Below are 14854 nucleotides of genomic sequence, written 5' to 3' on the forward strand. Positions count from 1 at the left end.
CTCACCTCGCGCCCATGCGGATGCGCGGATCCAGCCACGCCAGCAGCAGATCGGAAACCAGCATGCCAACGACGGTCAGCACCGCCACGAACATCAGGATGAAGGCGGCCAGGAACTGGTCCTGGCTGCGCAACGCCGCCAGCAGGATGGGGCCAACCGTCGGCAGGCTCATCACCAGCGACACCAGGATGGAGCCGGAGACGAGGCCGGGCAGGATGTGGCCAATGTCGGCGACGAACGGGTTCAGCGCCATGCGGAACGGGTATTTCAGCAGGGCCCGGGTCGGCGGCAGGCCCTTGGCCTTGGCGGTGACGTAATACTGCTTGCCCAGTTCATCGAGCAAATTGGCCCGCATGCGCCGGATCATCGCCGCCGTGCCCGAGAGCCCGATGACCAGGGTCGGCACGATCATGTGTTGCAGCAGCGATTTGAACTTGTCCCAGTTCCACGGCGCGGTGGCGTATCTGGGGTCGTACAGGCCGCCGATGGAAATGCCGAACCAGCGGTTCATGTAATACAGCAGCACCAGCGCCAGCAGGAAGTTGGGGATGGCGAGGCCGAGATAGCCGAGCAGCGTCGCCAGATAATCGCCCCACGAGTACTGCCGCGCCGCCGAATAGATGGCGATCGGGATCGAGACGATGTGGACGAAGATCACCACGGCGATATTGATCGCCAGGGTCAGCCACAGGGCGTCGCCCACCACCTCGTTCACCGGGCGGTCATACTCGAACGACCAGCCCCAGTTGCCCTGAAGCAGGCCCGAAAAACCGCTGGGACCAGGCCAGACGCCAAGCCAGGCGAGATACTGCTCCCACACCGGCCGGTCCAGACCATACTGTTTGATGAGGAACGCGGCCTTGGCGGCGGCGGCTTCGCCGCCCTGGGCGCGCAGTTCGGCGATCTGGTTGGTCAGGAAGTCGCCAGGCGGCAGCTTGATGATGAGGAACACCAGGGCGCTGATCAGCAGCAGGGTCACGGCCATGGTGACAAGGCGGCGCAGAACGAAACTGATCATGCCGGGTTGCTCCCGCGACGCTCCGGGCGGTCCCAGAACAGCTCGTCCATGCGGTAAATGCCGAGCAGCGACGTGGGCGCCCAGCTGTAAAGCGCGGTTTTGGGGAAGTTGATCAATCCGTTGCGCAGGGCCACCGGTTGCAGGGCGCCGGCCACGGTGCCGATCGACCATACGTTGTCGGCGTGCAGGCCCAGCATCTCATGCCAGGCGCGCGCTTTCACCGCATCGTCGGTGGCGTTCAACCACGCGTCCATGGCGACGAGCAGCCGTCTCGCCTGCGGCTCATCGCAGGCCTCGCCGCTCTTGCCCTTCGTCTCGACGTACTGGCCCCATTTCGGCCAGGACATGTTGTCCTGCTGCACCGGCGCCAGTTCTGTCGGCGCCATCTGGGCGGTGGGGATGGCGTTGTCGAGGCCGGCGGAGGCCACCATGACGGCGCGCCCCTCATAGGCGCGGTTGCGCAGGATGGTGCGGTCCTGCGGCTTGATGAACAGCTTGATCCCCACCTCGCGCCAGAACTCGGCGACCAGCTCCAGGGTGTCGACGGCGAGGCCGGTGTCGCTGTCCACCTCCACCACCACCTCCAGCGGTCGTCCGTCCGGCGCCGCGCGGATGCCGGACGACGTCAGCCTGAGGCCGATCCCGTCCAGCAGCCGCGCCGCCTCGTCCGGGTCGTGACCGGCCCAGCGGCTGCGATATTCCGGCCGGAACAGGGCCGAGCCCTCCATCACCGTGTTGTTGCCCTCCTTGCCGAGGCCAAACAGCAGGGCGTTGTTGATGGTGTGGCGATCAATGGCGAGGGACAGGGCCCGCCGCCAGCGCACGTCGCGGTTTAGCGCCCGCCACATGGGATCGGCCGCGGTAAGATTGGGATAGAGCGCCAGCTCCGAGCCGCGGGCCATGCGCCACAGCAGGGTGGCGTAATCATGGACCTTTTCGCCCTGCTTCAGCACCGGGATATCGCTCATGATGAGGCCGCGCGCCAGCAGATCGACCTCGCCGGCGTTGGTCTTGGCGGCGAACAGGCTGGCGGAGGCGATGTTGGCGATCACCCGGTCCACGTAGGGCAGCTGGATCCCGGCGCTGTCGACGCGGTGAAAATAAGGATTGCGTTCAAAGATGATCTGCGTCGCGCCGGCTTCCACCGGCCGCCAGGGAAACAGGGTCGGCAGGGTGGGGCTGGAATTCTCCAGCATGGCGTCCATGCGATTGTGCAACGGCGCCCAGGATTTCACCCGAGCCTTTTTCACCAGTTCCGCCAGTTGTTCGGCCGGGGCGTATTTGATGTGATATTGCCGAAGCACATGGGCGGGGCGGTAAATATACGGGTCTTGCGGGCCGGCGAGCGTGGGCAGGAACAGCGGGTTGGGGCGCGGCCAGGAATAACGGACGGTGACCTCGTCCAGCACTTCGAATGCCGGCTCCTGGCCATCGGCCAGCAGAAACAGCGGCGGGCCGGACGGGGTGAGCGCCTGGTTCTTGATGATGTCCTGCCAGTAGTAGCGGAAATCCTCGCTGGTGAAGGGATGGCCGTCGGACCAGCGATGGCCGCGGCGCAGCCGCAGGGTGAAAATCCGGCCATCAACCACATCAACGCCGGCCAGTATGTCTGGCTGTAACTGCAACTGTTCCGTATAGCCGACAAGCCGGGTGTAGGCGTTGGCCGACAGATAGCGGATGTCGCGGGCGCGGGCGATCAGGGTCGTCATTTCGCCGCCCTGGGTTCCGGCGCGACGCCCCTGGGCCGGCAGGTCCACCACCAGCGGGTCCTGGGGCAGGCGCTCTTTCAGCGGCGGCATGACTCCCGCCGCCACCTGCGCCCGCAGCAACGGACTCTCGCCGGCGTCATGGCCGAACACAGGGTGACCGAGCAGCGGCGATGCGCCTAGGGCGGCGCCGGCGGAGAGCAGGGCGCGGCGGGTTATGGTGGGGCGATGGCCGGTCATGCCGCCGCCCTCCCGGCTTCGCCCAGGCGCACGTAATGCTGCGGCGCGACCTCGCGCATGGCGCCAGCCTCGCCGCACGCCAGCCGGTAAGGCTCCGGCCATTGCGTGGGCTCGGAAAAGCGGCCGGAGCGCAGTTTTGCGAAGTCGAGCGGATGATCGAGATCGGGCGCCGGCACCGCCGCCAGCAGCGCCTGGGTGTAGGGGTGCAGCGGCGCGTTGAAGAGCACTTCCCTGGGGGCCTGCTCGACAATGTGGCCCCGGCACATCACGGCGATGTCGTCGGCCATGTAGTCCACCACCGCCAGATTGTGGGAGACGAAGATGTAGGAGAGATCGAGCGCCTGTTGCAGATCCTTCAGCAGGTTCAGCACCTGCGCCTGCACCGAGACGTCGAGCGCCGACACCGGCTCGTCGCACAACAGCACCTGGGGCGACAGGGCAAGGGCCCGGGCGATGCCGAGGCGCTGGCGCTGGCCGCCGGAGAACGAATGCGGATAGCGGCGCAGGGCGTGACGGTCGAGGCCGACCATGGCCAGCAGCATGCTGGCGCGCTCGAACTGCTCCTGCTCCGTTCCGACGTTGTGGATGCGCATGGGCTCGGTCAGCAGCTGGTAGACCGTCATGCGCGGATTGAGCGAGCCGTAGGGGTCCTGGAAAATGAATTGCACGGCGCGGCGATAGCGCATCAGGTCCTTGCCCTTCAGCGTGCTGATGTCACGCAGGCCGTCGCCATCGTCGTAGCGAATGGCTCCCGAATCCGGCGTGATGGCGCGCATGATCATCCGCGACACCGTGGTCTTGCCGCAGCCGGACTCGCCAACGAGGCCGAGCGTCTTGCCCGGCATCAGCGTCAGGCTCACGTTGGACACGGCGCGCACCTGGCGGGTCTGGCCGGAGAACCAGCCGGAGCGCAGGGTGAAGGTTTTCGAGATGTCGCGCGCCTCCAGCACCGGGCCGGCGGGGCGCTTCGTCGCCGGGCGCGCCTGGGCGGCGAGCAGGCGCGCGTCGGCGACCTCGCGCAGGGGCGTCAGGCGCTCGCCCGGCTTCATGTCGAAGTGGGGCGCGGCGTTCATCAGCGCGCGCAGATAGGGATGTTGCGGATTGCGGAAGATGGTTTCGCGATCCCCCGATTCGACGATGCGGCCGCGATACATCACCACCACGTCGTCGGCCACATTGGCGACCACGCCCAGATCATGGGTGATCAGCAGCACGGACATGCCGGTTTCCGCCTGAAGGTCGGAAATGAGCTCGAGAATCTGCGCCTGGGTGGTGACGTCGAGGGCGGTGGTGGGCTCGTCGGCGATCAGCAGGGCGGGGCGGCAGATCAGCGCCATGGCGATCATGGCGCGCTGGCGCATGCCGCCGGACAGCTCGAACGGATAGGTGTTGAAGATGCGGGCCGGATCGGGCAGCCCGACCCGCTCAAACACCGCTTCAGCCACGTCGCGCGCCACATGCGGCGGCACGCGGTTGTGCAGCATGTAGGCTTCCGTCACCTGGTCGCCCACGGTGTGCAGGGGCGAGAGCGAGCTCATCGGCTCCTGGAAGATCATGGTCATGCGGTCGCCGCGCAGGGCGCGCATCTGCTTGCCTGAAGGGTCCAGCCGCGCCAGATCAAGGGGCGCGTCCGGGCGTCCTGGATCGTTGAACAGAATGGAGCCGGCGGTGACGGTCGCGGCCTTGGGCAGGATGCCCATCATCGCCTGGGCGGTGACGGACTTTCCAGAGCCGGATTCGCCCACCAGCGCCACGGTGCGGCCGCGTGGAATATCGAAGGAAACGCCCCGCAGCGCCTGCGTGACGACGCCGGCGCCCGTGAAGTTCACGGCCAGGTCCCTGATGCTGAACAGCGGCGTTTCACTCAACTCGTGCCCCCGGACTTTGGCGTCTCAAGATCGCGGCGGATATTCCACATTCGTGCGTGTGGATCTGTCTTCCCCAAGCATTAAACAGGTTGGCCCCGCAAGGCTATAGAGCGCCGCCGCGAAAACCGGAGGCCTGGGGAATGGATCGGCCGGCGGCGGGCTGGCGGCGGCGCGGCGTGAAGCCGCATGCGCACGCCGACGCGTTCTCCAGGCTATTTCTGCTCCCAACCAGCCGGGCTCTTCCGCTCTGGCGCTACCGCGCTCCTCTACCGTGGCGTGGCCGCCTTCTCCTGGCCTGGCGTCGCCGTCTTTCTGTCCAGCGCGTCATCAATAGCCGTTATGCGGGCGGCGGGGTGGCTGGCGATGAGGTCGAGCAGGCCGGCGACGAAGGCGTCGATGCGGGCGTCGTGCGCCAGGTGATGGGTGAGCAGGCCGACAGGCTCGGGGTCGGCGGCGGCCATGAAGCAGGCGATGGCCTGGCGCAATGTTTCGGCGAGCGTCGCCTGGTCCGCCAGGCTGCGATCACCCCGCCAGGCGATGGGATCGACATGGGTGTTGACCTGAACCAGGCCCGGCGCCGCGAAGCGCGCTGGCCGCTGGCGGAAGGTCGACAGGCCGGCGAAGCCGACCCCGGCCAGGCGTGGCGTCAGGGCGGGGCTGATCCGGTTCCACGGCGGGGTGAACACCGGGCGCGCCTGGGCGCCGAACAGGGCGCGGATGCGGGCAAGCCCGTCCGCTGCCCGCTGCGCCAGCTCCGCCGGCTCGCCGTGGCTGAATTCTCCCTTCCTGGCGTCCCCCGGCGCGCGGTTCTCGTGGCTGAGGCCATGAACCAGCACGGCGACGTGCCTCTCGCTGGCGAGGCGGGCGGCCAGTTCAGGCGTTGCATGGGCGGGAATGGCGGCGATGGCCAGCGGCGTCCCGTGGGCGCGGGTCAGTTCCAGCAACCGCTCCAGTTGCGGTGTCGGCGCGATGGCGTCGTCGTCGCGATGCCAGAAAGCGACAGTGCGCCCGGCGTCGGCGGCGCGGTCCAGGGCGGCCCGCGCCGGTTGCAGGGTTGCGGCCAGGCTGGCGACCAGCGCGGGCGCGCCATGGCTGGCGACAGGCGTCCGGCCGGCCGCCAGCTGTTCGATGATCTTTGCCGCGCGCCCGGCGCCGTTCACCGCCACCCCATGGTCGCCGGCCCTGCTGCCGGCCTGCGCCGCGCCGATGGCGGCGAGCAGCGTTGCAGCCGTCGCCCCTTCCAGGGCGAGGTTCTGGACAAGGCCGCGGGCGGCGAACAGCGCCGCGCGCTGGGCCTGTTCGGTTTCGCCGGCTTCCGTGAACGGCGCCACAACCGCCGGCGCGTCCGTGGCGAGAATGTCGAGGGCGGTGTTGTAGCCGCACTGGCTGATGGAGGCGGCGCAGCGGCGCAGCAGCTCACGAAAATCCGGCCGGGCGCGCTCGATCACGACGTTGGGCGTCGCCGCCAGGCGCAGGCTGGCCATGGCGTCTTCAGCCACCTTGTGGCCGACGAGCAGACGCCAGAGGCGCTGTTGCGGGTCGGCGGCGGCCGCCGCCAGGGCGATGTTGAGCAACGGCAGCGCCGCCGCCGAACCACCGCCCGAGACGATGATGTCGCCATGGGAGCGATCCGCCGCCGCGAGCGGCGCAGCCGGGCGGCTGTCATCCACATAGCCGGTGTAGTGCAGGCGCGGCTTCAGGTCGCTGGCGATGGGCCAGGAGGCTTCCAGCGGAGCCAGCGCCGGATCGGAATGAACCAGCACGCCGTCATAACGGGCGCGCAGCAGGGCGTGGGCGGCGTCGATCTTGGCCTGTTTCGCCGGCCGGGCCAGAATGTCCCGCACCGACGCCAGCACGAGGGGCGGCCGCGCCAGTTGCGCCGCCGCGTCCAGAATCGCCTTGAATTCCGTCCCGAGGGCGCGGCGGCCGAAGGGAAACAGCTCGGTGACCAGCACGTGCGGTTGCAGGCGGCGCAGGGCGTCGCCGGTGATGGCGATACGGCGCCGGGCCGTTTCCGGGCGCAATGGCGCGCCGTCGCCCTCGCGCAGGTCGGAAAACGCTGTCCCCACCACGTGCAGCGCCGGCAACTGGATCAGTTCGACCCCTTCAGCCCGCAGCAGCGGCGTCGGCTGGCCGCCGCTGATCAACTGCACGGCGTGGCCGCGCGCCGCCAGCGCCCGCGCCAGGGCGGCGGCGCGTGTCAGGTGGCCGACGCCAAGCAGATGGGTGACGATGATGGCGATGCGCAGGCTCATGGGGGACCATCCTGGCTGGGCAGCAGCGGCGTCAGCGTATCCCGCAGGATGGAGGCGGCGCTGGCGAGGCTGCGCTGCTGGCGGATGAAGGCGACGCCGGCCGCGCCGGCGGGCGGCAACAACTCCGGTTGCGCCAGCAGGTCATCGAGGCGGGCGGCGAAGCGCCCGGCCAGCGTCGCGCGCGGGCTGTTGGCCACCAGCCAGCCGGTTTCATGGTTCCGCACCACGCCGCGGACGCCGCCGGCATCCCCGGCCAGCACCGGGCAGCCATTGGCCTGCGCCTCCAGCAACGCCATGCCGAACGCTTCGTTGATCGCCGGCCAGACCAGCAGATCGTGCGCCGCATAGATGGCGTCGATCGCCTCCGGCGGCGCCAGGCCCGCCAGAACCACCCGCTCGCCGAACGGCGCGAACAGCGCCGCGACTTCGGCCCGGGCCGGACCGTCGCCGACGATGGTCAGGCGCCAGTTCCGGCCAGCGAGGAGCGCGAGGCTGTCGGCGAGAACCCGGAACGAGGCCAGCTTGTCGCCCTGGCGCAGCATGGCCACGGCCAGCAGGCGCACCACCCCGGGTTGCGGCCGGGACGCCAGGGGCGAAGGCGCCGGCGGCCGCGCCAGGGCCGGTCGCGCCAGGAAGGGCGGCAGGGCGTGGCATTTTTCCGCCATGGCGGCGTCCGCCAGTTCAGCGGCGCCGAGCAGGCAGGGCCTGTCGTTCTCATTCAGCACGAACACGGCGCTGGCCTGGCGCAACGCCGCCACGGTCGCGACGTGGCCGATGCGCCAGGGGCCATCGGCGCGGCTGGGGGTGAGCGAGGCCTCGGCGACCACATAGGGAATGGCGAGCGCTCTGGCCACGGCCGGGCCGATCCAGTCCGGCGCGCGGTCATAGAGATGGTAGGTGAACCACAGGCGCGGGCGGTCCGGGGCGGACGTCGCGGTCCAGCGCGCGACCAGCAGGTCGGCTTCGCGCAGGGCCGCGTCGCGGATGGCGCGTTGGGCGGCCGGGTCGCCGGCCTTTTCGTGGCTGCGCAGGCGCGCGGCGATCTGCGGCGTGAAGCCGGCCGCCGCCAGCGCCGCCAGCAGGTTGCGCGCCATGGTGCGGTCACCGGATGGCCGTGGATGGTCCGGCGGCTTCATCGGCGCGTAGAAAGCGATGGGAATGTTCGCCAGGGGACCGGCCATTCCGCCTCCCTCAGGCCGCGCCAGAGCGTTGTCTGGCGGACCGGGCGCCCGCTTCGTCCGAAACGGCCCCGGCGGCGCCGAGGGCGGCGCGCAGCCGGGCTTCGATCAGGTCGATGCCGCCCTCCATGGAAAAATCGGCGCGCAGCCGCCGCCAGGCGGCCTCGCCGAGGCGGGCGCGGCGCTCCGGTTCGCGCGCCAGCAGATTGATGGCGTTGGCGAGGGCGGTGAAATCGGCGGGCGGGACCAGCACGCCCTCCACATCGTCGCGGATGAATTCCGGGATGCCGGCGAAATCGCTGGCGATGATGGCCAGCTTCTGGCTGGCCGCCTCCATCAGCACATTGGGCAGGCCGTCCTGATCGCCGGAGCGGGTTTTTCGCGCCGGCAGCACGAACATGTCGGCGGCGCCGAGCAGGGCCATCACGTCCGGCTGGGGCAGGGCGCCCATGAAAGCCACGCGCTGGCCAAGGCCGAGCTGCTCCGCTTCCGCCTTGAGGCGCGGCAGCAACTCGCCGCCGCCCACATGTACGAACTGCCAGTGCAGATCGCCAGGCAGCCCCGCCAGGGCCTTGAGCAGATCGCCAAAACCCTTCTTGGCGACGGCGCGACCCACCGAGACAATACGCACCGGGCTGGCCGGGTCGCCGCCATTGCAGGCCGGGCGGCTGGCGGGCGGCGCCGGCAGGCGCGACAGGTCGAGGCCATGATAGGCGAGGGCGACCCGCTCCGGCGCTGGCGCCAGGGCTTGCAGGGCGGCGAGATTCTGGCGGGTGCAGGTGACGCCGAACAGGGATTCGGCGATCTTTTCGCGCTTTTCCCAGTCCGGCGTGGTCCAGATGTCCTTGGCGTGGGCGGAAAAGCTCCAGGCCGCCGGGTTGCTGGCCGACCGGCGCAGCAGCGCCGCGTAACGCACGACAGAGGCGGGCGTGTGCAGGTAGTGCACATGCACATGTCCGACGCTGGCGGGCAGTTCACGGGCGAACACCATGGCCTGGCCGAGCCGGCGGATGCGGTTGCGCGTCAGGTCGCGGCGCAGGTCGCGGATGAAAGCGCCAAGCATGCGGCTGAACCCCGGCTGGCGCATGGCCCAGCCGAGCCCCTTCAGCACGCGGATGGGCGCCTCATGCAGATATTCCGGCAGATAGGCCACCGGCGCCTGGATCTGCCGGTGCATGGGGTGCACGGCGCTGTCGGTGGGCTCGCGCAGGGAGATGATGCGCAGCTTCAGGCCGCGCCGCTCCAGCGCCAGGATTTCCTGGGCGATGAAGGTTTCGGACAGGCGCGGATAGCCTTTCACGACGATGGCGATTTCATTCGCGGCGGCGGGCGGCTGGCTGGCGGGGGCTTGAGGGGCTTGGGCGCGGGTCATCTGGCCGTGGGCTATAGCATCTTCAGGCGGGACATGCGGGAATACCGGCGCCGCAGGCGCAAGTCAGGCGTGGGCGGCGCGCTGGGGGCGCTCCAGGCTGTCATCCGGCTCCCGCCCGCCGCGGGCGTCGAGCCAGGCGGCGAAGTCGCGGCGGATCGCGCCGGCGCCGCCCAGCAACTGGTCTGCGCAGGCCGTCGCGGCGCTGGGGCGCGGCTGCTCCAGCAGGCGGCGCAACGCCGCCGCCATGCGCAGCGGGTCGCGGGCGCCGTCCTCATCGACAATGGCGCAGACCAGCCCGAGCCGCTCGGCCGCCATGGCGCGAATATACTGCTCGCGACGCGGACGGGTGCGCGGCACGATCAGCGCCGGCCGGTCGAAGGACAGCACCTCACAGAAGGTGTTGTAGCCCCCCATCGCCACGACCGCCGTGGCCCGGTTCATCAGCGTCTCCAGCTTGCTGTCGAACGACAGGGCGGCGAGGCGCGGATGGCGGTTGATGCGCTCCATGAAGTCGCGCCGGCGGTCGCGGGCAATGAACGGTCCGAAAACGATCAGGGCGGGCGTCTGGAGGCCCGGATCGGTTTCATAGGCGCTGATGACCCAGTCGACCATGTCGTCGCCGTCGGCGCCGCCGCCGCTGGTGACCAGGATGAACGGTCCACGGGTGATTTTGGGGTAGCGCGTCAGCGTCGGTTCGTTGGGCAGGCCGCGCCGCAGGTAGCCGGTGTACAGGGTGCGGGCGCGCAGGCGTTGCGACAGGTTGAAGGCGGCCAGCGGCTCGTAAATTTCCTTCAGGCCATAGACCCAGATATCGTCATACAGGCTTTCCAGCGCCTGGAGCGCGCCCTTGCGCTCCCACTCCGGCGCCAGCAGGGCGGGGTCATCCATCACGTCGCGCACGCCAAGCACGATGCGCGCGCCATGACGGCGCGCCAGCTCCAGCGCGCCGGTGATCTCGCCGCGAAACCCGGTGGGCTCCTTGTCGACGATGACCAGGTCGGGGCGGAAACTCTCGGTGGTCTGGCGGATGAGCTGGGCCCGCAACGCCGCGGTTTCATCGACGCCCATGTTCAGATTGAGGGTGCGATAGTCGCCATTGGCCATCTTCACGACGCCCGGCACCCGCACGTAATCGACCCCGGGGCGGAACTCGAAACTGCCGATGACCGGCGAGCCCGAGACGATGATGACCGAAACGTCGGACGCCTCGCTGGCGAGAATGTTGGCGATGGTTCGCGAACGTCGCAAATGTCCCAGCCCGAACGTGTCGTGGCTGTAGATCAGCACGCGCGCGCCTGTTTTTGCTCCAGCGTCTGGTGCGCCGGCACGCCCCCCGGCGTCCTTCACGATCATGAAGACCTCATTGCGGCCGCCGGCCCATGCTGCCCCTCCTGGCGGGCGCTGCGCGCGCCGCCCGGCTCCCCTGAACCATAGCCTAGAACATTTCTGTTCAACTCGGAAACGCCGCAGCGCACAACTTCCCCCAGGGGAATGGTTTTCGGGGACGCCGCATGTGGACGGCGCGCGGCGCGCTTCGGCCCGGCGGCTCATGTCTGTCAAAAACGCGAATCCGCAGCTAGGCTTGCGCGATCCGGCCTCCCCGGGGCGCTTGCGCCATTCAGGATGCGGAGGCGCTTCGCGTCCTGGTTTGCCCGGCCCTCTTTGCAACTGGCGGTTTTGGGATTACTCACGGGCTCCGCCCAGCCCCTGGAGGAGAGACGTTGGAGCGAAATCTGTTCCGGTACGTCTGGCGCCATTCCCGGCGCGACCAGCTGGTCATCTTCGCGGTCGTGCTGGCCTCGCTGCCCTTCTATTACTGGTCCCTGGATCTGCCCAAACGCATCGTCAACGAGGCGATCCAGGGCGGCGCCTTCAGAAGCGGCCTTCCCACCACGGATTTCCTGAAGCTTGGCGTCGAACTCCCGTCCTATCTTGGCGGCGGCTATGTCTCGATCCATGACGGCTACAAGGTGGGCCAGATTGGCCTGCTGTTCGGGCTTTCCAGCCTGTTCCTGTTCTTCGTGCTGGTGAACGGCGCTTTCAAGTACTGGATCAACGTGGCCAAGGGGGCGCTGGGCGAGCGCATGTTGCGCCGCCTGCGCTTTGACCTGTTCTCCATCGTGCTGCGGTTCACGCCGGAAACCCAGAAGACCGTGAAGTCTTCCGAGACGGCGACCATGATCAAGGACGAGGTGGAGCCGATCGGCGGCTTCATCGGCGACGCCTTCTCCCAGCCCCTGCTGCTGGGCTCCCAGGCGATCACCGCCATGACGTTCATCATGCTGCAGAACGTCTGGCTGGGGCTGATCGCCGGCGGCATCGTCGCCATCCAGTTCACGGTGATCCCGCGCATGCGCCGCGTGCAGCTTCGCCTTGGCAAGCAGCGGCAAATCCTCTCCCGCCGTCTCGCCGGCAAGGTGAGCGAGGTGGTGGATGATCTGGAGGCCGTGCACGACAACGACGCCACCGCCTACGAACGCGCTGATGTGAGCGAGCGGCTTTATACGCTCTTCGACCTGCGTTTCCGCATTTACAAGTGGAAATTCATGGTCAAGTTCCTCAATAATCTGCTGGCGCAGATCACGCCGTTTTTCTTCTACGCCGTCGGCGGTTATTTCGCTCTCAAGGGCACGCTGGACATTGGCCAGCTCGTCGCCGTCATCGCCGCCTACCGCGATCTGCCGCCGCCGCTGAAGGAGCTGATCGACTGGGACCAGCAGCGTCTCGACGTGCAGATCAAATATGAGCAGGTGGTGCAGCAGTTCTCGCCGGACCGGCTGCTGCCGGGGGAGACGCTGGCGCCGCTGCCGCCCGGCGTCGAGCCGCCGCATCTGCAGGGCCCGGTGGCGCTTGCCGATCTGCACATTACGGACAGCCACGGCCTGGTGCTGGTGGAGCACCTCTCGTTCACCCGGGCGCTGCCCCTGCGCATCGCGCTGGTGGCGCAGGACAGCGCCGCGCCCGGCGCCGTGGCGCGCGTGCTGGCGCGGCGCATCACCGAATATCGCGGCGCCGTGACGTTCGGCGACCTCGAGCTGTCGCGCATGCCCGAGCACCTGACCGGGCGGCGCATTGCCTATGCGGGGCCGGAGCCGGTGCTGTTCGCGGGCTCCCTGCGCGAGAACCTGGTTTACGGCCTGCGCCACCGGCAGCAGGACGCGCCGGAGTTGACGGGCGCGCGCCGCATGGAGGCCCTGCGCACCGAGGGCGCGCTGGAGGCGACGGGCGAGGGCTGGCTCGATCTGGAGCTGGCGGGCGTCGACGACGCCACCGCGCTCGACGCGCGGCTGACGGACGTGCTCGAACTGGTGGGGATGCGCGAGACCCTGCTGAAGCTTGGCATGTGGGGCCTCGTGGACCCGGAGCGCTATCCGCGCCTGGCGGAGAAGGTGGTGGAGGCGCGCAAGGTCGTGCGCCAGCGCCTGGAGGAGCAGGGGCTCTCGAACCTGATCGAGCCGTTTGATTTCGAGCTTTACAACAATCAGGCCACCGTCGCCGAAAACCTGCTGTTCGGCGTGCCGGTCCACGCGGATTTCATGGGCGAGGCGCTGGCTGAAAACCGGCTGGCGACGCGGGTGCTCGACGCCGAGGACATTCTGGACGCCCTCACCAGCATGGGCGCGAGCATCGCCGCCACCATGAACGAAATCTTCCGCGACCTGCCGCCGGGGCACCCCCTGTTCGAGCAGTTCTCGTTCATCGACGCCGATGAAATCGCCGACTTCGACGATATCGTCGCCCGCTGGAAATCGCGGGGCCTCAAGGGCCTGACCCACGACGAGCGCGCCCGCCTGCTGGCCCTGACGCTGGATTATATCGAGCCGAAGCATCGTCTGGGCCTGCTCAACGACGACCTGCGTCAGGCTCTGGTGCGGGCGCGCAAGCGGCTGCACGACGCCCTTGCCGGGAGCCCCTTGCGCGGCGCCGTCGAGTTTTACGATCCGGACAGGCTGACGGTCGCGGCGCCCCTGCGCAACAATCTGGCGTTCGGCCGGCTAAGCCATAGCGTGGCGGACGCGCTGCCGCGCATCACCGCGCAGACGACAGAGCTGATCGACGAACTGGCGTTGCGGCTGGATGTGGAGCGGGTGGGCCTGGACTACCAGATAGGCCCGGCCGGCCGGCTGCTTTCGGCGGAGCACCGGGTGGCGGTTTACATCGCGCGAGGTCTGATCAAGAATCCCGATATGCTGATCCTGGACGGCGTATTTGCAGCGTTTGGCGAAAACCACGCCCGCGAGATGTTGTCCGCCATTTCGGAGCGCATGGCGGGCAAATCGATTGTCGCGGTGTTGCATGGGGAAACGCTGGCGGATCCAGAGGTTTTCGACATGCTGGTGCGCTTTGAGGGGGTGCATCCGGTTGTCGTGCGCGACCACCATGCGGCCCCGGCCGCCGGCTGAGGTGGTTGGCCTGGGTCATTTGACTTGGGTGATTTGACTTGGGTGATTTGGCCTGGGTCGTTTCGGCTCTGGGCGGGAGGTGATCCGGCGACAGGATCACCCGTCCGGTTTGGTGTTTTCCCCACGCCGGGCGACCCGCCCTGCGCGTGGGCATGCTGGCGGGCCGCCTTCTGGCCCAGGGAGGCGGAATGACGCTTGAGAATGAAGTCCAGTCACTGCGACAGGTGCCGATGTTCCGGGATATCGACCCGGCCCGGCTCAAGTTGCTGGCGTTCACCAGTGAGCGCGTAACGTTCACCGACGGGCAGCGCTTCTTCACCCAGGGCGACGTGGGCGACGCCGCCTATGTCATCCTCGACGGCGCCGCCGACGTGCTGCTGGAAACCGCCCACGGCCAGCTCAAGGTGGCCGAATTCGGGCGCAACGACCTGATCGGCGAAATGGCGGTGCTGGCGGAGACGCCGCGCAGCGCCACCATCACGGCCGTAGGCGACGTGGTGGCCCTGCGCATCGACAAGCGGGTGTTCATCGAACTGCTGGCGCAATTCCCGCAGATGGCGATCGCCGTGATGCGCGAGATCGCCACCCGTCTCGAACGCACCAACGCGCGCCTCGCCAGCCGCAACTGAGGACGCCCGGCGCCCGTGGTCATGCCCGGCGCGGCGCGGTTGTTTGCGCGCAGCCGGGGTTCGCGCGCAGTCCGGCGGTTACGCCAGGGCGCGGCCGTTGGTGGACGTGTCCCGAAGAGGCCCTCCGCCGTGCGTTGCAAGGCCCCCGCGCTGGATGATGGCCGCGCGAGGCCCAGGGCATGCAG

9 protein-coding genes are annotated in these 14854 nt (G+C 68.7%); 2 read left to right on the forward strand and 7 right to left on the reverse strand.

The window, feature by feature from the left end; translation table 11 throughout:
• Position 1: 1 nt before the first annotated feature.
• The 7 genes from EV666_RS02790 to EV666_RS02820 form a co-directional block, all read right to left on the reverse strand.
• Positions 2-1018, reverse strand: a complete 1017-nt coding sequence (locus tag EV666_RS02790) for an ABC transporter permease (protein ID WP_132002569.1) — start codon at positions 1016-1018, stop codon at positions 2-4.
• Entirely contained in the window at positions 1015-2964 is a 1950-nt protein-coding gene (locus tag EV666_RS02795; RefSeq protein WP_132002572.1) for an ABC transporter substrate-binding protein, read from the reverse strand. The genes EV666_RS02790 and EV666_RS02795 overlap by 4 nt, the downstream gene beginning before the upstream one ends.
• Positions 2961-4832, reverse strand: coding sequence for an ABC transporter ATP-binding protein (locus EV666_RS02800; RefSeq protein WP_132002575.1), 1872 nt, complete (start codon positions 4830-4832; stop codon positions 2961-2963). Before EV666_RS02800 ends, EV666_RS02795 begins: the two co-directional genes overlap by 4 nt.
• 266 nt (positions 4833-5098) lie before the next feature.
• Positions 5099-7087, reverse strand: a complete 1989-nt coding sequence (locus EV666_RS02805; protein ID WP_132002578.1) for a glycosyltransferase — start codon at positions 7085-7087, stop codon at positions 5099-5101.
• On the reverse strand, positions 7084-8268 hold the full coding sequence (locus EV666_RS02810; RefSeq protein WP_132002581.1) for a glycosyltransferase family 4 protein: 1185 nt from the start codon (positions 8266-8268) through the stop codon (positions 7084-7086). The genes EV666_RS02805 and EV666_RS02810 overlap by 4 nt, the downstream gene beginning before the upstream one ends.
• Positions 8269-8278: 10 nt before the next feature.
• The gene (locus EV666_RS02815) at positions 8279-9637 is read right to left on the reverse strand and encodes a glycosyltransferase family 4 protein (RefSeq protein WP_132002584.1); all 1359 of its coding nucleotides are present in this window, start codon (positions 9635-9637) and stop codon (positions 8279-8281) included.
• Positions 9638-9700: 63 nt separating this feature from the next.
• Positions 9701-10990 carry a glycosyltransferase family protein gene (locus EV666_RS02820; protein ID WP_132002587.1) on the reverse strand — a complete coding sequence of 430 codons (1290 nt, stop codon included), beginning with the start codon at positions 10988-10990 and terminating at the stop codon, positions 9701-9703.
• A gap of 368 nt (positions 10991-11358) precedes the next feature.
• Between EV666_RS02820 and EV666_RS02825 the strand changes: the two genes are divergently transcribed.
• Both EV666_RS02825 and EV666_RS02830 read left to right on the forward strand, forming a co-directional pair.
• Positions 11359-14040 (forward strand): ABC transporter ATP-binding protein/permease, encoded by a 2682-nt coding sequence (locus EV666_RS02825; RefSeq protein WP_132002590.1) that lies wholly within the window; start codon positions 11359-11361, stop codon positions 14038-14040.
• A 188-nt stretch (positions 14041-14228) separates the two neighbouring features.
• On the forward strand, positions 14229-14669 hold the full coding sequence (locus tag EV666_RS02830; protein ID WP_132002593.1) for a Crp/Fnr family transcriptional regulator: 441 nt from the start codon (positions 14229-14231) through the stop codon (positions 14667-14669).
• Positions 14670-14854: the final 185 nt, after the last annotated feature.

The organism is Camelimonas lactis (assembly GCF_004342915.1).
GTDB lineage: Bacteria > Pseudomonadota > Alphaproteobacteria > Rhizobiales > Beijerinckiaceae > Camelimonas > Camelimonas lactis.